General features: G+C 68.2%; 14 protein-coding genes. 8 read left to right on the top strand and 6 right to left on the bottom strand.

Annotated elements, in window-relative coordinates; genetic code table 11:
* Positions 1 to 18: 18 nt before the first annotated feature.
* Positions 19 to 2,616, top strand: a complete 2,598-nt coding sequence (gene pepN, locus IQ292_RS03005; protein WP_203308798.1) for an aminopeptidase N — start codon at positions 19 to 21, stop codon at positions 2,614 to 2,616.
* A gap of 121 nt (positions 2,617 to 2,737) precedes the next feature.
* Here the strand turns inward: pepN and IQ292_RS03000 are convergent, their stop codons facing one another.
* Positions 2,738 to 4,588 (bottom strand): AcrB/AcrD/AcrF family protein, encoded by a 1,851-nt coding sequence (locus IQ292_RS03000; RefSeq protein WP_203308797.1) that lies wholly within the window; start codon positions 4,586 to 4,588, stop codon positions 2,738 to 2,740.
* Positions 4,589 to 4,648: 60 nt separating this feature from the next.
* On the opposite strand from IQ292_RS03000, the gene IQ292_RS02995 reads away from it, so the two are divergent.
* Together IQ292_RS02995 and IQ292_RS02990 are read left to right on the top strand one after the other, a co-directional pair.
* Positions 4,649 to 5,080: a GtrA family protein gene (locus IQ292_RS02995; protein WP_203308796.1), complete on the top strand. Its 432-nt coding sequence runs from the start codon at positions 4,649 to 4,651 to the stop codon at positions 5,078 to 5,080.
* Positions 5,080 to 5,808 (top strand): class I SAM-dependent methyltransferase, encoded by a 729-nt coding sequence (locus IQ292_RS02990; RefSeq protein ID WP_203308795.1) that lies wholly within the window; start codon positions 5,080 to 5,082, stop codon positions 5,806 to 5,808. Before IQ292_RS02995 ends, IQ292_RS02990 begins: the two co-directional genes overlap by 1 nt.
* A 19-nt stretch (positions 5,809 to 5,827) precedes the next feature.
* Here the strand turns inward: IQ292_RS02990 and IQ292_RS02985 are convergent, their stop codons facing one another.
* Positions 5,828 to 6,847: a glycosyltransferase family 2 protein gene (locus IQ292_RS02985; RefSeq protein ID WP_203308794.1), complete on the bottom strand. Its 1,020-nt coding sequence runs from the start codon at positions 6,845 to 6,847 to the stop codon at positions 5,828 to 5,830.
* A gap of 237 nt (positions 6,848 to 7,084) precedes the next feature.
* Here IQ292_RS02985 and IQ292_RS02980 point away from each other — a divergent pair, with 237 nt between their 5' ends.
* Positions 7,085 to 8,062: a phosphatase PAP2 family protein gene (locus IQ292_RS02980; RefSeq protein WP_203308883.1), complete on the top strand. Its 978-nt coding sequence runs from the start codon at positions 7,085 to 7,087 to the stop codon at positions 8,060 to 8,062.
* A gap of 22 nt (positions 8,063 to 8,084) precedes the next feature.
* On the opposite strand, the gene IQ292_RS02975 is transcribed toward IQ292_RS02980, so the two are convergent.
* Positions 8,085 to 10,187, bottom strand: coding sequence for a RelA/SpoT family protein (locus IQ292_RS02975; RefSeq protein ID WP_203308793.1), 2,103 nt, complete (start codon positions 10,185 to 10,187; stop codon positions 8,085 to 8,087).
* Positions 10,188 to 10,310: 123 nt separating this feature from the next.
* On the opposite strand from IQ292_RS02975, the gene IQ292_RS02970 reads away from it, so the two are divergent.
* Complete coding sequence (locus IQ292_RS02970) at positions 10,311 to 10,763, top strand: winged helix-turn-helix transcriptional regulator (protein ID WP_203308792.1); 453 nt, start codon at positions 10,311 to 10,313, stop codon at positions 10,761 to 10,763.
* 4 nt (positions 10,764 to 10,767) lie between these two features.
* Here the strand turns inward: IQ292_RS02970 and IQ292_RS02965 are convergent, their stop codons facing one another.
* The 3 genes from IQ292_RS02965 to IQ292_RS02955 all read right to left on the bottom strand — a co-directional run bounded on the left by IQ292_RS02965 (position 10,768) and on the right by IQ292_RS02955 (position 14,851).
* Complete coding sequence (locus tag IQ292_RS02965; RefSeq protein ID WP_203308791.1) at positions 10,768 to 11,544, bottom strand: sulfite exporter TauE/SafE family protein; 777 nt, start codon at positions 11,542 to 11,544, stop codon at positions 10,768 to 10,770.
* 103 nt (positions 11,545 to 11,647) lie between these two features.
* Positions 11,648 to 12,856 (bottom strand): LL-diaminopimelate aminotransferase, encoded by a 1,209-nt coding sequence (locus IQ292_RS02960; RefSeq protein WP_203308790.1) that lies wholly within the window; start codon positions 12,854 to 12,856, stop codon positions 11,648 to 11,650.
* Positions 12,857 to 13,039: 183 nt separating this feature from the next.
* A complete protein-coding gene (locus IQ292_RS02955) occupies positions 13,040 to 14,851 on the bottom strand; it encodes a DUF885 domain-containing protein (protein WP_420853640.1) in 1,812 nt (603 codons plus the stop codon).
* 139 nt (positions 14,852 to 14,990) lie between these two features.
* Here IQ292_RS02955 and IQ292_RS02950 point away from each other — a divergent pair, with 139 nt between their 5' ends.
* From IQ292_RS02950 to clpS, 3 genes are all read left to right on the top strand, one after another.
* Complete coding sequence (locus IQ292_RS02950; protein ID WP_203308789.1) at positions 14,991 to 16,730, top strand: PHA/PHB synthase family protein; 1,740 nt, start codon at positions 14,991 to 14,993, stop codon at positions 16,728 to 16,730.
* 105 nt (positions 16,731 to 16,835) lie between these two features.
* A complete protein-coding gene (locus IQ292_RS02945) occupies positions 16,836 to 17,504 on the top strand; it encodes a phasin family protein (RefSeq protein WP_238940727.1) in 669 nt (222 codons plus the stop codon).
* 173 nt (positions 17,505 to 17,677) lie between these two features.
* Complete coding sequence (clpS, locus tag IQ292_RS02940) at positions 17,678 to 18,007, top strand: ATP-dependent Clp protease adapter ClpS (RefSeq protein WP_203308881.1); 330 nt, start codon at positions 17,678 to 17,680, stop codon at positions 18,005 to 18,007.
* The last annotated feature ends 42 nt before the right edge of the window (positions 18,008 to 18,049 follow it).

Below are 18,049 nucleotides of genomic sequence, written 5' to 3'. Positions count from 1 at the left end.
GCCGCGTATACGTACCGCATGCTCGACGTCCAGACCGCGCCCGCCCAGCCCGCCGTGATCCGCCGCGGCGACTATCGTCGTCCCGACTGGCTGGTGCCGGAGACGCACCTGGATTTCGCGCTCGATCCCGCCGCGACCCGCGTGCGGGCGCGACTGTCGGTGACGCGCAACGGCGCGCACGACCGGCCGCTGCGGCTCGACGGGGCGGGCCAGAGCCTCGTCTCCGTCGCCGTCGACGGCCGCGCGGTCAACGACTGGCGGATCGAGGGCGAGGAGCTCGTCGTCCCGCTCGCCGGCGATGCGCATGTCGTCGAGACGGAGGTGGAGATCGCCCCCGAAAGCAACACGCAGCTGATGGGGCTATATGCCTCCGGCGGCATTTTGTGCACGCAATGCGAGGCGGAGGGCTTTCGCCGCATCACCTATTTCCCCGATCGCCCCGACGTGCTCAGCCGCTACAGCGTGCGCATGACCGCCGACAAGGCGCGCTATCCCGTGCTGCTCGCCAACGGCGATCCCGTCGCGGAAGGGGATTGCGGCGACGGCCGGCACTGGGCGGAATGGAACGACCCCTTCCCCAAGCCGTCCTATCTGTTCGCCCTGGTGGCGGGCGACCTGGCCGTGAACGCCGGCACCTTCACCACGCGATCGGGGCGGGAGGTGCGGCTGGGCATCTGGGTTCGCGCCGCCGATATCGCGAAGACGGAGCATGCGCTCCACGCGCTCAAGACGTCGATGGCGTGGGACGAGCGCGTCTATGGCCGCGAATACGATCTCGACGTGTTCAACATCGTCGCGGTCGACGACTTCAACTTCGGCGCGATGGAGAACAAGGGGCTGAACATCTTCAACAGCCGCTATATCCTCGCCGATCCCGACACCGCGACCGACTATGATTACGACGCGATCGCGGCAGTGGTCGCGCACGAATATTTCCACAACTGGTCGGGCAACCGGATCACCTGCCGCGACTGGTTCCAGCTCAGCCTCAAGGAAGGCTTCACCGTCTATCGCGACCAGGGGTTTTCGGCGGACCAGGGATCGGCGGCGGTCAAGCGTATCGAGGACGTGCGCGGCCTGCGCGCGGCGCAGTTTCCGGAGGATTCGGGGCCGCTCGCGCATCCGGTGCGGCCCGAAAGCTATCTGGAGATCAGCAACTTCTACACGGCCACCATCTACAACAAGGGCGCCGAGCTGATCCGGATGATGGCGACCATCCTCGGCCCGGTGACGTTCCGCGCCGCGACCGACCTCTATTTCCAGCGCTTCGACGGCACCGCCGCGACGTGCGAGGATTTCGTCCTGTGCATGGAGGAGGCGGGGGGCATCGACCTGTCGCAATTCCGCCTCTGGTACAGCCAGGCCGGCACGCCGCGCGTGTCCGCCAGCCTGTCGCATGCGCCGGGCAGCGGCCGCGCCACGCTGCGCCTCGCGCAACAGGTTCCCGCGACGCCCGGCCAGCCCGACAAGGCGCCGATGCTGCTGCCGCTCCGCCTGCGCCTGTTCGGCGGCGAGACCGGCCGCCCGCTCGGCGACGAGCAGCTCGTGCTGCTCAGGGATCCGGCGGAGACGATCGTGTTCGAGGGGATCGGCGAGCGGCCCGTGCTGTCGATCAACCGCGGCTTCTCCGCCCCCGTCGTGATCGAGAGCGACCGCAGCCCGGCCGAGCTCGCCTTCCTCTCCGCGCATGACGACGATCCCTTCGCCCGGTACGAGGCGATGCAGCAGCTGATGCTCGACACGCTGGTCGCGGGCGCGGTCGAAGGTGCGCGCACGGATCACGAGGCGGTGGTGCGGGCGGTGGCGAACACGCTCGACAATCCCGACCTCGATCCCGCCTTCGTCGCCGAGGCTGTCCTGCTTCCGTCGGAAAGCTTCATCGGCGACCAGCTGGCCATCGTTGACCCGGAGGCGGTCTTCCGCGCCCGCGAGGCGCTGCGCCGCGACCTCGGCCGGCGCCTCGCCGAGCGGTGGCGCCTCGCCTATGCGCAGGCGCCGGACGGGCCCTATGTCTACACGCCCGATGCGAAGGGGCGCCGCCGCCTTGCCAACGTCGCGCTCGGCTATATTGCGGCGGGCGGCGCCGCGGATGCGGACACGCTCGCCTTCCGCCAGTTCGAATCGGCCGACAACATGACCGACCGGCAGGGCGCGCTGACCGTGCTCGCCGCCAGCGGCTCCGATGCGCGCGAGGCGGCGCTCGACATCTTCTACAACCGTTATGCCGACAACCCGCTGGTCATCGACAAATGGTTCCAGACGCAGGCGCTGTCGCCACGCGACGATACGGGCGAACAGGTCGCGGCGCTGGCGCGCCATCCCGATTTCACGCTCGCAAACCCCAATCGCGCGCGTGCGCTGCTCGGGGCTTTCGGCGTCAACCAGCGGGCATTCAACACGCCCGACGGTGCGGGCTATCGCTTCCTCGCCGATCAGCTGATCGCGCTCGACAAGCTCAATCCGCAGACCGCAGCGAAGCTGCTGCCACCACTCGGCCGCTGGCGGCGCTTCGACGCCGAGCGCGCGAGCCGGATGCGTGCGGAGCTGGAGCGTATCGTCGCGACGCCGGGCCTGTCGAAGGACCTGTTCGAACAGGCGTCGAAGAGCCTGGGATAAGCTAGCCCCGTCAAGCCGCTCCCGTTCGGCCGTGGGGTTGGGGGAGGGGCGCCGCCACGAAGGCCTCGCCCGCGGGGCGGCTTCCGCACGCGCGCCCTCATGCCGCGTCCGGACGCCGCCGTCAGGCCCCGCGCGCCGGCACCGCCTGCCTGGGCGCATCGATCGCGAACAGGCGCAGCGGCGAACCCTTGGGCAGCGGCAGCGGCGTCAGCCAGTCCGGTACCCATCCTTGCGCCATATGGTCGTAGAAGCCGCCCGGGTTGCGTACGCGGTAATTGGTCGATTCCGCCATGTTCGGGCAGAGCAGCAGCAGCGTCGCGCCGTGCCGTCGCATGATCGCATGCGCCTGAGCTTCGGTGCCGCCGAACGCATGCTGCACGTCGAGGATCGCATCGCCGTTGCGATGATAGGGGCCGGCGATGGCGCTATGGTGCGTCAGCGTGATCAGCCGCGGCCCGAGGTCGACGAAGGTGAAGATCGTCTGCGCGGGATAATGGTCGAGCGGGCGCAGCACGGTATAGCGGATGCAATTTCCCGTCGCGCCGTTGACCCGCCGCTGATAGGCGTTCGGCCGGTCGGGCGGCGTATAGGCAACCTTCTTGCCGAACAGCTTCATGTCGAACGGCTTGAAGATCAGCGGCGCCGCGACGCCGGAGATGACGAGGAAGGCGAGCGCGCTGCCGGCGACGCGCACCGCCATGCTGCGGTGGTTGAGCAGCCGCGGCAGCACGATCCAGCCGAGCAGCGTCGCTCCCGGTACCGCCATCAGCTGCGCCGCCGGGCCCGCGCGGACCTGCCAGAGCAGCATCAGCCCAGCGAAGGTGACGAACAGCGCGACCGCGACCCAGCCGACCAGCATCGGGCTGCGCCGCGCGCGCCACGCGCCGACGATCACGCCGATGACGCCGATCACCGGCAGCGCGGCGATCGGCACGCCCAAGCGCAGCGGATGCTTGTAGATCGGCTTGGCCTCGCGGACGTTGTCGAGCCAGTTCTTCTGCAGTTCGGGTGACACGCCCTCGGGCCGGCCGAGGCATTGCGGGAAGAAATGGACGAAGCCCGCGGCGATCACCACGCCGGCCAGTATCGCCAGGCCGAGGCGGATGTTGCGGCTTTCCGGGTTCAGGCGGGCCATCGCGAACAGCAGCGCGCCCGCGACGACCATCACCGACAGCCATACCGGGGTCAGCGCGTCGCAGCGCATCGCGGCGTTGGCGTAGGAGGCGAAGGCCGCATAGCCGATCGCGCTGCCGCCGCCCAGGCTGAGCGCATAGGGTATCAGCCGCGCCGCCTCGCGCCGGTCCCATACCCAGGCGAGCGCCAGGATCGCGCCCGCCATCGCGCAATAGGGCAGCATCTCCAGACCGATCGACAGGCTGACCGCGCTGGCGAGCCCGACCATGATGCCGCCGCGCGCGGGCTGCCGGTCGCAGAGCCCCGCGACGGTCAGGCTCAGCATCGCCAGCTGCCAGCCGTGATGGTCGATGCGTTCCGGCAGGAACATCAGCATCGTCGCCGAGGTCATCAGCAGGAAGACGATGGCGAGCGGCCAGCTGAGCGGATGGACCAGGCGGCGTACCGTCGCGCCCAGCCCCAGCATGGTGATCGACAGCGGGATCAGCGGTGCGATCCCGCACGCCAGCCGTTCCGCCCAGGCGTTGCTGGTGAACAGGCGGAAGAACAGGATCAGCCCCGCGATCGGCAGATCGACCATGCGGCTCCAGTGGATGTCGAAGCCCTGCGGCGGGTTCAGCCGATATTGGCGCAGGTCGTACCAGCCCTGGCCGTTCAGCCAGGCGCGGACCTGCATCAGGCGCATGTTGTCGTCGGTGTCGCCCAGCGACAGCCAGCGCACCATGTTCCAGTCGTGCCAGACATACCAGGCGGTCACGGCGAGCCACGCGACGAGCGTCAGCGCGATCCAGTTGCGGTCCAGCTCGGCGTCCAGCCGGCCGCGCGGGGGAGTGTTCAAGCGATGAGGCCCTTCGAATTGCCGTTCCGTTCCCGGTCCATGTCCTTTAGGGCGCGTCCCATGGCGAGGGAAGCGTTCGCGAGACTGGAAGAGATGCGGCGCAGCGGGCTGCTGGCGCAGATCGTGCGCTTCGGCATCGCGGGCGGCATCTCCACGATCATCTATTCGGCGGTCTACCTGCCGCTGACCGCATGGGTGCTGCCGCGCGAGCATGCGGTCTACGCGGTCCCGCCCAGTTTCCTCGTCGCGGTGACCTGCGGCTTCTTCCTGCACAGCCGCTGGAGCTTCAAGGGCCACGGCACGCGCTCGCCGGGCATGACGCAGCAGCTCAAGTTCGTCGGGGTGCAGGCGAGCGGCATGGCGCTCAACGCGGCCGTCACCTGGATCGGCACCGCCGGCTTCGGCCTCGCGCCCTGGGTGCCGCTGGTCCCCGCCATTCTCCTCGCGACGATGGTCACCTTCGTCCTCAACCGATATCTGGTTTTCGCATAATGGATCGCATCGTCTACGACCGCATGGCCGCGCATGATTCCACCCATTGGTGGTATCGCGCCCGCCGCGACATCCTCAGCGACTATCTGTCGCGCTACGGCGGTCTGCCCAAGGACGCCCGCATCCTGGAGATCGGCTGCGGCACCGGGCACAATCTGCCGATGCTCGCGCGCTTCGGCGCGGTCGACGCGATCGAGATCGACCCCGCCGCGCGCGCGATCGCCAGCGAGCGGCTCGGCAAGCCGGTCGGCGACGCGCCGTTGCCCGCGCTGCCTGGCGTGGACCGCGGCGCCTACGACCTGGTCGCGGTGCTCGACGTCGTCGAGCATATCGAGGACGATGTCGCCGCGCTCGCCGCGATGAAGTCGCTCCTCAGGCCGGGCGGCAAGATCCTCGTCGCCGTGCCTGCGCACCAGTGGATGTGGAGCGCGCACGACGTCGTGAACCATCACCATCGCCGCTATTCCAAGGCGACCCTGGTCAGGGCGATCGAGGCGGCCGGCCTTGCGCCGCGCAAGCTCACCTATTTCAATTCGCTGCTCTTTCCGCTCGCCGCGGCGGCACGCATCGCCGGCCGGCTGACGGGTCGCGACGACAGCGACGATTCACCGCCCGCCAAGCCGCTCAACACCGTGTTCGAGACCATCTTCCGGCTGGAGCGCCATGCGGTCGGCCGTGTGCCGCTGACCCCTGGCGTGTCGATCGTGACGCTGGCGGAGCCCCGCTGATCGCTTGCGCGCGCGGCGGCTATTCCGCCGCGCGCTGTGTCTCCGGCATATCGAATTCCGGGGAGGGTTCTGCGGCGTTGAAGCCGAGGCTCGAATGGCCCTTCACCGGCCCGGCGATGTCGGCGACGAGGTAGAGCGGCCGCCGCTTGGACTCGATGTAGAGCCGGCCGAGATATTCGCCGATCATGCCGAGCACGAACATCTGCACCGCGGAGAGGACGGTGACGACGAGCATGGTCGAGGTCCAGCCCTGAACCGGCGAGCCTTCGAAGAAGCCCCACAGGATGTAGAAGAGCAGCAGCAGCGACGCGCCCGCCAGGATCACCGACGCATGGCTGGCGAAGCGCAGCGGTGCGGTCGAGAAGCCGGTGACCGCGTCGAACGCGAGCCGCACCATCTTGCCGAGCGGATAGTTGGTCTCGCCGGCATGCCGCTCCGCCCGATCATAGGGAAAGGGCACCTGGCGGAAACCGACCCACGCCACCATGCCGCGGATGAAGCGCGCCTGTTCGGGCAGCGACAGCAGGGCGTCGAGCGCACGCCGGCTCATCAGGCGGAAATCGCCGGTGTCCAGGGGGATGGGCGTATCGGTGACGCGGTCGAGAACGCGATAGAAGGCGGCGGCGGTGGCCTTCTTGAAGATCGTCTCGCCTTCGCGCTTGCGGCGCACGGCATAGACGACGTCGGCCTGCTCCTCGGCCATCGTCCGGCGCATGTCGGCGAGCAGTTCCGGCGGGTCCTGCAAATCGGCGTCGATGATCAGGATCTGCGCGCCGCTGCACAGGTCGAGCCCGGCGGTCAGCGCCAGCTGGTGCCCGTGGTTGCGCGACAGATTGATCGCCACCAGCCGCGGATCGGCCGCGGACAGGCGCTGCATGACGGGCCAGCTATCGTCACGGGACCCGTCGTTGATCAGGACGATCTCGTAATTGTCGCCCACTGCCGTGCGCGCCGCGGCCGAGACGCGCGCGTGCAGCAGCTCCAGGCATGCCGCTTCGTTGAAGCAGGGGATGACGACGGAAAGGGCGGGGCGATGCATGATGCCGCGCCTTGTAGCGGGTCGAAACGTCGGCGTCATGCCCCGGTTCGACCGGTATGGTCCCGGGGAGGCTCGCGCGTCCCCACCGGCCCTCCGCCAGCGACGCGTCATGCTCTCGCCATTGCGCTCCGTGGCCGGCGCGGCCGTCCACCGCATCCGTCCACCGCCCGGCAGGTTCGTTCATCCCGCCGCAAGGTCCCATCGCGAAGTCAGGTGTTTTGTGACATTCCCGTGACCATGCTCCCGTCCCATTCCTCCTTTCTCGCCGCCGACCCCGGGCTGATCACCCCGGATGCCAGCGCGCACCGCGATGCGCGCGTGCGGCCGGGCGCTGCCGATGGCTCGACCCGACCGCTCTGGCTGGGGGTCGCGCTGGGGCTGTTCGCGACCGGTCTGCTCATGCGGATGGCGGGATTGGCGATCGAACCCGCGAGTGGCGGCAACCTGCCGTATCTGGTCTGCGGCGCGGCGGCCTTGCTCACGAGGGTCTATGCCGGCCGCATGCCGGGTCGGCTGGGACGAGCCCTCGCCGATGGCGCCGAATATTATGCGTTGTTCACGCTGATCGCGCTCGCCGGCGCGGTGACGAGCTATCCGATCGCCGGATTGACCCGCGGTTTCCACGATTCGGGCCTGCAGCGGATCGATCATGCGCTCGGGTTCGACTGGCTCGCCTGGTACCGGACCGTCGCGGCGCATCCCTGGCTACAGACATGGGGACTGGCGGCCTATCGGAGCATCTATCTGTCGCCGGCGATCCTGCTCGGCCATGCCGCCTGGACAGGGGACCGAACGGCCGCGCGGCGCTTTCTCGCCGTCTTCGGCATGACCGCGGCCGCGACGCTCGCGCTCTATGCCTTCATGCCCGCGGTGGGGCCGTTTTCCTATCTGTGGCACGGGCCGATCCCCTATATGCCCGAAAGCGAGCAATGGCAGCAGGGCCTGATCCCCGCGCTGCGCGACCACGAGGTGCGGATGATCGACCTCGCGCACCTGCGCGGCCTGGTGTCCGCCCCCAGCTTCCATACCGCGGCCGCGCTGCTCTACATCCGTGCCGCCTGGCCGATCCCGCGCCTGCGCTGGCCGCTGCTCGCGCTCAATGTCGCCATGCTGCTGTCGACGCCCGTCGAGGGCACGCACTATCTTGCCGACATGCTGATCGGCGCGGCGGTGACGGGTATCGTCGTCGGGATCATGGGGCGGCGGCGCGCCTGAGCCGGCGCCCCCGGATCGCCCGCTAGACCCGCTCGACCGCGTTCACCGCCTCCGCCGCGCGCAGCGCGGCGATCACGCGCATCAGCTGGTGGAGGTCGTGCACCTCGACGTCGATGACGTTGGTGTGGAACACGGTATCGCGCGTATCGAGGCGCAGCGCGATGATGTTCGCCTTGTGCGCGCCGATGATCGTCGAGACGATGCCGAGCGCGCCCGGCTCGTTCTTCACCTGCACGCTGATCCGCGCGACCGCGCCGTCGGACTTGTCGCCCCAGTCGACGTCGACCCAGTCCGTCTCGTCCGCGCCGCGTTCGGCGAGCTCGGCGAGCACCGGGCAGTCGATCGCATGCACCTCGATCCCCGCGTCCGGCCGGCGCAGGCCGACGATCCGGTCGCCGGGCACCGGGTGGCAGCATTCGGCCAGGTCGAAGGCGACGCCCGGCGTCAGTCCCTTGATCGAGATGGCGGTGGATTGCGGCGCCAGCCGCGCGGCGTCGGTGCCCGCGGACCCTGGCATCAGCGCCTCCATCACCTGCACGTCCGAGACGTGGCGGCGCGCGATCGCCATCATCAGCGCGGGCTCGTCCGGCAGTTTCAGCCGCTGCACCGCATGGTCGAGCGCACCAGGAGCGAGTGTCGCGGGGAGGCGGCGGACGATGTCGTCGTAGAGCGTGCGTCCCAACGCGATCTGCTCGGCCCGTTCGGTATGGCGCAGGTGGCGGCGGATCGCGGCGGAGGCCTTGCCGGTGATGGCGAAATTGAGCCAGCCGGGCTGCGGCACCTGTCCCTTGGACCGGAGCACCTGCACCTGGTCGCCGTTCTCGATGACGGTCGACAGCGGCACGACGCGGCCGTTGATCTTCGCGCCGACCGCCTGGTCCCCCAGGTCGGTGTGGACGGCATAGGCGAAGTCGATCGGCGTCGCGCCCTTCGGCAGCTGGATCAGCTCGCCCTTGGGCGTGAAGGCGAAGATGCGATCCTGGTACATCGCCATGCGGGTATGTTCGAGCAGCTCCTCGGGACTGCCCGCGGTATCGAGGATCTCGACCAGATCCGCGATCCAGCTGTGCTGGCTGTCCGCGCGGACCTGCTTTTCCTTATAGGCCCAGTGCGCCGCCAGGCCGAACTCGGCCTCGGCGTGCATCTCGGGCGTGCGGATCTGGATCTCGATGCGCGCATTGTCGGCGTGGATGACGCTGGTATGCAGCGAACGGTACCCGTTGCGCTTGGGCGTCGAGATATAATCCTTGAACCGCCCCGGCACCATCGGCCAGCGGCGATGGATGATGCCGAGCGTGCGGTAGCAATCCTCCACCGTCGGGACGATCGCGCGAAACGCCATGATGTCGGAAAGCTGCTCGAAGCTGATGTGACGCTCGCTCATCTTGCGCCAGATCGAATAGGGGTGCTTTTCCCGGCCCGTCACCTCCGCCTCGACGCCGGCGCGGGCAAGCAGCAGCTTGAGGCCCGAACCGATCTTCGCGATCCGGTCGCCGCCGCCGGCCTTGAGCTGGTCCAGCCGCTTGCTGATCGACTGATAGGCCTCCGGCTCGAGCTGTTCGAAGGCGAGCGTCTGCATCTCCTTCATGAACTCGTACATACCCACCCGCTCGGCGAGGGGGGCATAGATGTCCATCGTCTCCTTCGCGATCCGCCGCCGCTTCTCGGGCTTCGGAATGTGATGGAGCGTGCGCATGTTGTGGAGGCGGTCGGCAAGCTTGACCAGCAGCACGCGGATGTCGTCGGACATGGCGAGCAGGAACTTGCGCAGATTCTCCGCCGCCCGCTCGTTCTCGGTTTGTGCCTCGATCTTCGACAGCTTGGTGACGCCGTCCACCAGACGCGCGACGTTGGTGCCGAAGACGCGCTCGATTTCCTCCGACGTCGCGACCGTATCCTCGACGGTGTCGTGAAGGATGGCGGTCGCGATCGTCTCGTCGTCGAGCCTCAGGTCGGTGAGGATGCCCGCCACCTCGATCGGATGGCTGAAATACGGGTCGCCGCTCGCCCGCTTCTGGCTGCCATGGGCATGCATCGAGAAGACGTAGGCGCGGTTTAGCAGCGCCTCATCCGCATCGGGGTCATATTCGAGCACCCGGTCGACCAGTTCATATTGCCGCAGCACAGCATCAACATGGGGCGGGCCGCCACGCTTTGGCAATGGCTTGTTGCCGATGAGCGTGATCGTTTTTGCCGCATCGGCGTATTTGCGCTAGCTTGGCCGGCTAGCCGCGGCCACGAGGTGACGATGGAACAACTGCGCGAGACCCTGAAGGAATGCAGCCTGCCCGCTGCCCTGGAGGCGATGGGGGAGCGATGGGCGTTTCTCATCCTGCGCGCGGCGTTCAACGGTCTCCATCATTTCGAAGAGTTCCAGTCCGAGCTGGGGATCGCGCGCAATATCCTCGCGAACCGCCTGGGGCGACTGGTCGAGCACGGCATCCTGAAGCGCGAGGCGATGGCCGATGACCGGCGCAAGGTGCGCTATTCGCTGACCGAGAAGGGCTTCGCGTTGATGCCGACCATGGTCGCGCTGCGTCAGTGGGGCGAACGGTGGGAAACCTGCCAGCCCGCCTTTCCCGTGCTGGTCGACGCGCGCGATCGACGGCCGATCGCGCCCATGGCGGTACGGGCGCATGACGGGCGCGTGCTGGGGAAGGGCGAGATGATCTGGGCCCGACCCGAGGAATTGGGCAAATAAGCCGCTACATCAAGAGCTTGATGCCGACGATCGCGAGGACTGCGGCGAGGATCGGCCGCAGCGCGCCCTCGCGCATCATGCCCGCGAGCAGGCTGCCGACGACGATCCCGGGGACGGAGCCGACCAGCAACGAGCCGAGGAGCGCGAGGTCGACCGAGCCGAGCAGCCAGTGGCCGGCGCCGGCGAGCAGGGTCAGCGGCACCGCATGCGCGATGTCGGCGCCGACGAGGCTCTTCAGCGGCCGCCGGGGGTAGAGGACGAGCAATGCCGTCATGCCGAGCGCGCCTGCCCCCACCGAGGTCAGCGAGACGAGCGTGCCCAGGATGGCGCCCAGCCCGACGGTCAGGAACACTGGCTCGCGCCCAGGGGCTTCGCCCAGCCGCGGCGTCAGCGCCGCGACGATGCGGTGCCGCAGCAGGGTCGCCACCGCGGACGCGACGAGCACGACGCCGAGCAGGCTGGCGAGCAGATGCTCCGTCGCCGGCGAATGTTCGCTCGCCTGGCCGAGCAGCAGCAACGTGACGATGGTCGCGGGAACGCTGCCCGTCGCGAGGCGCCCCACGATCCGCCAGTCGAGCGTACCGCGCCAGCCGTGGACGGTGGTGCCGACGGTCTTGGTCGCAGCCGCATAGAGCAGGTCGGTGCCGACCGCCGTCGCCGGGTGGAAGCCGAAGGCGAGGACCAGGATCGGCGTCATCAGCGACCCGCCGCCGACGCCGGTCAGGCCGACGAGCAGACCGACCAGCACGCCGGCGAGCGAATAGAGCGGCTCGATCGTCATCGCGGCCGCGGTCCGCGATCGCGCAACGGTGCTGGCGCGTGAGCGGGAACACGACCCAAGACCCCGGCCTCGCCGAACCCCGCCGTCACGCTGATACGATCGCTCAACCCGCGTTCCGGCTCGGCGTGTTGACGCCCATGCTGGAAAGGTAGCGCTTCACGTTGCGCGCGGCCTGACGCAGCCGTTGTTCGTTTTCCACCATCGCGATGCGCACGTAGCCTTCCCCGTTCTCGCCGTAGCCGACTCCTGGCGCAACCGCGACATGGGCGTGAGTCAGCAATTGTTTGCTGAACTCAAGGCTGCCTAGGTGGCGCAAGGCCGGCGGCAGCGGTGCCCAGGCGAACATCGAGGCAGGCGGCGCGGGGATGTCCCAGCCGGCGCGGCCGAAGCTTTCGACCAGCACGTCGCGGCGCTTGTGATAGAGCTGGCGGTTCGCCTCGACGATGTCCTGCGGGCCGTTGAGCGCGGCGCAGGCCGCCGCCTGGATCGGCGTGAAGGCGCCATAGTCGAGATAGCTCTTCACCCGCGTCATCGCTGCGATCAGCTTATTGTTGCCGACCGCGAAGCCGATCCGCCACCCCGCCATCGAATAGGTTTTCGACAGGCTGGTGAACTCGATCGCGACGTCCTTGGCGCCCGGCACCTGCAGGATCGAGACGGTCGGCTTTCCGTCGTAATAGAGTTCCGAATAGGCGAGGTCGGAGATGATCCAGACCTGGTTCTCCTTCGCCCAGGCCACCAGCCGCTCGTAGAAGGCGAGGTCGACCGTCTCCGCCGTCGGGTTGGACGGATAGTTGACGACGAGCACGCTGGGGCGCGGGATGGTGAATTCCATCGCGCGCTGCAGGCTGGCGAAATAGGCCTCGTCGGGCGTCGTCGGCACGGCGCGGATCGTCGCGCCGGCGATGATGAAGCCGAAGGTGTGGATCGGATAGGACGGGTTGGGCGCGAGGATGACGTCGCCCGGTGCGGTGATCGCGGTGGCGAGACTGGCGAGCCCCTCCTTCGACCCCATGGTCACGACGACCTCCGTCTCGGGATCGACATCGACGCCGAAGCGGCGGCCGTAATAATTGGCCTGGGCGCGGCGCAGGCCGGGGATCCCCTTCGACTGCGAGTAGCCGTGTGCCGACGGCTTCTGCGCGACCTCGACCAGCTTTTCGATGACGTGCGGTGGTGGCGGCAGATCGGGGTTGCCCATGCCCAGATCGATGATGTCCTCGCCCCCGCTGCGCGCCGCCGCCCGCATCGCGTTGACTTCGGCGATGATGTAGGGCGGCAGGCGTTTGATGCGGTAGAAGTCGTCGGACATGGGGCACCATATGGTTGCAGGTGCCGTCTACCTACGCCGCGCGAGGGGGAGTGGCCACCCCGCGGCGATGGAATGTGTTCGTGCGGAGATGCAGGGACGCAAAGATGTTGCGGCGCGTGCCGCCCTCACCCGTCCAACCGCGTGCGACAGCGCCGGCCGGGTGAGGGGAGAGCGCGTCGGCTCCTACCGCACTCCCGCCACCCAGGCGTCGACCTGTTCCTCCAGCACGCCCAGCGGCAAGGCGCCGTTGGCGAGCACCACCTCGTGGAAGTCGGGCAGCTGGAACTTCGCGCCGAGCGCGCCCTCCGCCTTCCTCCGCAGGCCGGCGATGCGGAGCTGGCCGACCATGTAGCTCGTCGCCTGGCCCGGATTGTTGATGTAGCGGTCGACTTCCTTGACCACGTCGCGTTGCGACAGCGGCGCGTTGTCGGTGAAATAGGCGATGGCCTTGTCGCGGCTCCAGCGCTTGGCATGCATGCCGGTATCGAGGACCAGGCGGCAGGCACGCCACACCTGCAGCGACAGCATGCCGAGTTCGGCATAGGGGTCGGTATACGCCCCCATCTCCTTGGCGAGCCGTTCGGAATAGAGGCCCCAGCCCTCCGTATAGGCGCCGTAATAGCCGAAGCGGCGGAACTTGGGCAGCGTCCCGAGTTCCTGCGCGCGCGCGATCTGGAAATGATGGCCCGGTGCGCCCTCGTGATGGGCAATGCCCTCCACCTGCGGCTTCTGGACCTGGTTCATATCCGCGAGATTGACGTAGAAGATGCCCGGCCGCGATCCGTCCGGCGCGGGCGGGTTGTAGAAGGCCACCGACGCGGTTTCCTGCCGCCACGGTTCGACCGCTCGCACCTCGAGCGCCGCCTTGGGCAGGCGGCGGAAGAAGCGTGGCGCGGCCGCCATCGTCTGGGCGATCGCGGCGCGGGCATCCGCCAGATACTGCTGCCGGCCGGCCTGCGTATTGGAATATTTGAACTTCGGGTCGGTGCGCAGCGCGGCGAACAGCTGCTGCAGCGTGCCGGCATAGCCGATCCGCGTCATCACCCCCTGCATCTCCGCATGGATCGCCGCCACCTGGTCGAGTCCGAGCTGGTGGATCTGGTCCGCGGTCAGGTCGGTCGTCGTGTAATAGGCCAGGCGCGCCTGGTAATAGGCGTCGCCGCCCGGCAGGCTCCACGCGCCGTCATTGCCCTTTGACAGGGGCTCGATCGTGTCGAGCGCGGCGAACAGAATGTCGAACCCCTGGCGGAACGGACCCTTCAGCGCCGCGGTCGCGTCGGCGATCAGCTGCGCCTTGGTAGCGGCAGGGGCGGAAAGCTTGCCGACCTTCGTCTTGAAGTCGGCAAGCAGGGTGCTGTCCGCGCCGGTGTCGAACGGCGCACCCGTGATCACCTGCTTCGCATCGCCGCGGGCGGGGGCGAAGACCATCTTGGGCGGGACGATGCCCTTCGCCGCGGCGGCGCGCATGCGGTCGGCGACCTCCTGCATCACGCGGCGGCTGTCGACGATCCGGGCGATATAGGCGCGTGCGTCGGCGACGGTGTCGACGCGGTGCTGGTTGATCAGGAAGACGGGAATGTCGCCCGCGGGGCTGCCGTTGGTCGACACGGGGAAGGCATAGTCGCGATATTGCGCCTGGCGCGCGTCGGTCGCCACCTGTTCCTCGAACAGGCGATAGCTCAGCCGCGCCTGCGGCCCCAGCCGGTCGGGACTGAACCGGCGCTTCATCTCGGCAAGCTGGCTTTGGGACAGCGCGAGGCTGCGGCGCGTGGCGGCGTCCGTATAGTCGTCGAGCCGGTCGTAGTTCGTCTTGAGGCCAAGCCCGGTCTGCGTCTCCGGGCTCAGCGCCACCTGCGCATCGAACGCTGCGTCAAGGAACGCGAGCAGCGCGGCATCGTCGCGCCCGGCCTGCGCGTGCAGCGCAGCCGGCATCATCGCCGACGCGGCGGCGCCCGCCATCATCGCCACGTACGTGCGCCTGTCGATCCGCATCATTCCTGCTCTCCCCGAGATTTCGCGAGAGCTATGCCGGTTCGCGGCGCGCGGGCAAAGCCATTTCCGATCCCGCGTCGGGGGCGTTAAGCGGTTCCCCCGTCTGTGCTTACCCGCTATGCCGATCCGCGGAGAGGAAGCCATGGCCGACCCGAACCCGACATCCCCCAAGACGCCTGATCTCAGCGAACTCCAGCACTGGACCTGGGTGATGGGGCGTGCGCAGCAGATGATGATGGAGCAGGGGCTCGACTGGTTCGACGCCGCCCGGCTTCCGGGCATCACCGACACGCCGGCGGCCGCGCAGGCCCGCGATTTCTGGTCGGACAGCCTCAGCCTGTGGCAGCGGTTCCTCGATCCCGCCGCCGCGCCGCCGCCGCCGCCCGCGTCGGAGGGCGATGCGCGCGACAAGCGGTTCAAGGATCCGGCCTGGCGCGACGATCCCTATTTCGACTGGGTCCGGCGCAGCTACAATCTGATCGCCGACCATATGTTGCGCGGCGTCGACCAGCTGGACGGACTGGACGAAAAGCAGAAGCAGCAGGTGCGCTTTGCCGCCAAGGGCTTCGTCGATGCGATGAGCCCGTCGAACTTTCCGGCCACCAATCCCGAGGTGGTGCAGCGGACGATCGAGACCAAGGGGCAGAACCTGCTCGACGGGCTGCAGCACATGCTCGCCGACATCGGCAAGGGGCAGATGACGCACAGCCCCGCCGACGCCTTCGAGATCGGGCGCGATCTGGCAACGACGCCGGGCAAGGTGGTGAAGCGCACGCCGCTCTACGAGCTGATCCAGTACGCGCCGACGACGGAGTCGGTGCTGGCGACGCCGCTGGTCATCTTCCCGCCCTGGATCAACCGCTTTTACATCCTCGACCTGACGCCGGAAAAGAGCTTCATCCGCTGGGCGGTGGAGCGCGGCATCACGGTGTTCATGGTGTCGTGGAAGTCGGCGGACGCGTCGATGAAGGACGTGATCTGGGACGATTACGTCGGCGCGCAGATCGATGCGATCGACACGGTGCGCGACCTGCTCGACGTGCCGTCGGTCCACACGATCGGCTATTGCGTCGCGGGGACGACGCTGGCGGCGACGCTGGCGCTGCTCGCCGCGTGCGGCGCGGCGGACAAGGTCGCGTCCGCCACCTTCCTGACCGCGCAGGTCGATTTCGCCGCGGCGGGCGACCTGACCCATTTCGTCGACGACGAGCAACTGGCGCTGATCGGCGCCCTGTCGCCGCAGGGGTTCCTCGACGGGCGCTACCTGGCGGCGACCTTCAACCTGCTGCGCGGGCGCGACCTGATCTGGAATTACGTCACCAGCAACTATCTGCTGGGCAAGGATCACATGCCGTTCGACCTGCTCCACTGGAACGGCGACGTCACCAACCTGCCAGCCAAATGGCATCTTTCGTACCTGACGGACCTGTATCGCGACAATCTGCTGGTACGGCCGGGCGCCCTGTCCGTCGCGGGCGTGCCGCTCGACCTGACCAGGGTCGCGACGCCGGCCTATGTCCAGGCGGGGCGGGAGGATCATATCGCCCCGCCCGAAAGCGTGTGGAAGATCACGCGTCTCTTCACCGGGCCCCTCCGCTTCGTGCTCGCCGGCTCGGGCCATATCGCGGGCGTCGTCAATCCACCGGCGGCGGGCAAGTATCAATATTGGACCAACGACGCCCCGCCCGGCGCGTCACCCGAATCGCTCGCCGACTTCCTCGCCGGCGCGACCGAGACGCGGGGCAGCTGGTGGCCCGACTGGGAAACATGGCTGCGCGACCGGGGCGGCGACATGGTGGCCGCGATTGGCGCGCGCGTCCCGGGCGAGGGGACGCTGCCCGCGCTCTGCGACGCGCCGGGGGACTATGTCCGGGCGCGGTGACGCTACGGAAAGGGTGCCTCGAGCGTTGGTGCAGTGCACAAAACCTCTTGATAATGCCCGAATCATTCATTATTGTGCGCTGCAGCAAAACACTGGAGCAGGATGATGGTGGACAAGACCTCCAAGCCCGTCCGCAAGGCCGCGAAACCGTCGGTCGCGACGACCGCCGTTCCGTTCGCCGACGCCGTACCCGTGTCTGCGTCAGCCAAACCGACCGGCGTGAAGCCGGCTCCGCGCGTGCCGGAACCGCCCGCGCTCCCGCAACCCGATGCCGCAGCGCCCGTCGCGACTCCGGCTCCCGCAGTGAAGGAAGTGACCATGGACACGATCGATACCGCGAAGACCGCCGCAGAGACCGCCACCGCCAAGGCGCAGGGTTTCATGAACGAGGCGGGCGACCGCGCCAAGGGCGCGATGGAAAAGGGACAGAAGATCATGGAAGAGGCCGCGGACTTCGGTCGCGGCAACGTCGAGGCGCTGGTCGAATCGTCGCGCATCGCGGCGCGCGGCTTCGAATCGCTCAGCCATGACGGCCTCGCTTATGCCAAGAAGGCGTTCGAGGAAGCGACCGCCGCCGCCAAGCAGATGGCCGGCGTCAAGTCGCCGACCGAGCTGATGAAGCTGCAGGCCGATTATGCCCGCAACGCGTTCGACGCGCTGGTCGCGGAGAGCTCGGCACGTGCCGAGACGATGCTGAAGCTCGCCGGCGAGGTCGCCCAGCCGATCTCGAACCGCGTCGCGCTTGCTGCCGAAAAGATGAAGGTCAGCGCGTAAGCGTCCCGGTGAAAGCACGCTTCCCGCGTGTTTTGCCAACAGACATGCCCGGGAACGGGACGAACGGGGCGGGCGCAGCGATGCGGCCGCCCTTTTTGCTGCCGCAAGCCCTTGCCCCCACGCCCTCCGATGCCATATTTCGGCGCTTCACCATGACAATCGCACCGATCCACATGGCCGAGCGCCGCGACGATGGGCAGGATGACGGGACCGGAACCGGCCTCGCCACCAAGACCCGCGCGCGCACGAAGCAGCCGACGCCCTATCGCGTATTGATGCTCAACGACGACTATACGCCGATGGAGTTCGTCGTCCTGTGCCTGCAGCGCTTCTTCCGGATGAACATGGAGGAGGCGACGCGGGTCATGCTGCACGTCCATCAAAAGGGGGTCGGCGTCTGCGGCGTCTTCTCCTACGAGGTGGCGGAAACGAAGGTCGGGCAGGTCATCGACTTCGCCCGCCAGAACCAGCATCCGCTGCAGTGTACGCTGGAAAAGGCGTAAGCGGCCCGGCCTGACGGGGGCGATCGCCACCCTCGTCGCTGC

Origin of the sequence: Sphingomonas beigongshangi (assembly GCF_016820445.1) — a bacterium.
Classification (GTDB): Bacteria; Pseudomonadota; Alphaproteobacteria; order Sphingomonadales; family Sphingomonadaceae; genus Sphingomonas; species Sphingomonas beigongshangi.
This window is presented reverse-complemented; position numbering and strand designations above follow the sequence as displayed.

Excerpts from the sequence above, each read along its gene's own strand:
- IQ292_RS02955 (WP_420853640.1), bottom strand. The coding sequence starts at position 14,851 with ATGATGCGGATCGACAGGCGCACGTACGTGGCGATGATGGCGGGCGCC.
- IQ292_RS02980 (WP_203308883.1), top strand. The coding sequence starts at position 7,085 with ATGCTCCCGTCCCATTCCTCCTTTCTCGCCGCCGACCCCGGGCTGATC.
- pepN (WP_203308798.1), top strand. The coding sequence starts at position 19 with ATGCTCGACGTCCAGACCGCGCCCGCCCAGCCCGCCGTGATCCGCCGC.
- IQ292_RS02990 (WP_203308795.1), top strand. The coding sequence starts at position 5,080 with ATGGATCGCATCGTCTACGACCGCATGGCCGCGCATGATTCCACCCAT.
- IQ292_RS02945 (WP_238940727.1), top strand. The coding sequence starts at position 16,836 with ATGGTGGACAAGACCTCCAAGCCCGTCCGCAAGGCCGCGAAACCGTCG.
- IQ292_RS02965 (WP_203308791.1), bottom strand. The coding sequence starts at position 11,544 with ATGACGATCGAGCCGCTCTATTCGCTCGCCGGCGTGCTGGTCGGTCTG.
- IQ292_RS02960 (WP_203308790.1), bottom strand. The coding sequence starts at position 12,856 with ATGTCCGACGACTTCTACCGCATCAAACGCCTGCCGCCCTACATCATC.
- IQ292_RS02985 (WP_203308794.1), bottom strand. The coding sequence starts at position 6,847 with ATGCATCGCCCCGCCCTTTCCGTCGTCATCCCCTGCTTCAACGAAGCG.
- IQ292_RS02970 (WP_203308792.1), top strand. The coding sequence starts at position 10,311 with ATGGAACAACTGCGCGAGACCCTGAAGGAATGCAGCCTGCCCGCTGCC.
- clpS (WP_203308881.1), top strand. The coding sequence starts at position 17,678 with ATGGCCGAGCGCCGCGACGATGGGCAGGATGACGGGACCGGAACCGGC.
- IQ292_RS02950 (WP_203308789.1), top strand. The coding sequence starts at position 14,991 with ATGGCCGACCCGAACCCGACATCCCCCAAGACGCCTGATCTCAGCGAA.
- IQ292_RS02995 (WP_203308796.1), top strand. The coding sequence starts at position 4,649 with ATGGCGAGGGAAGCGTTCGCGAGACTGGAAGAGATGCGGCGCAGCGGG.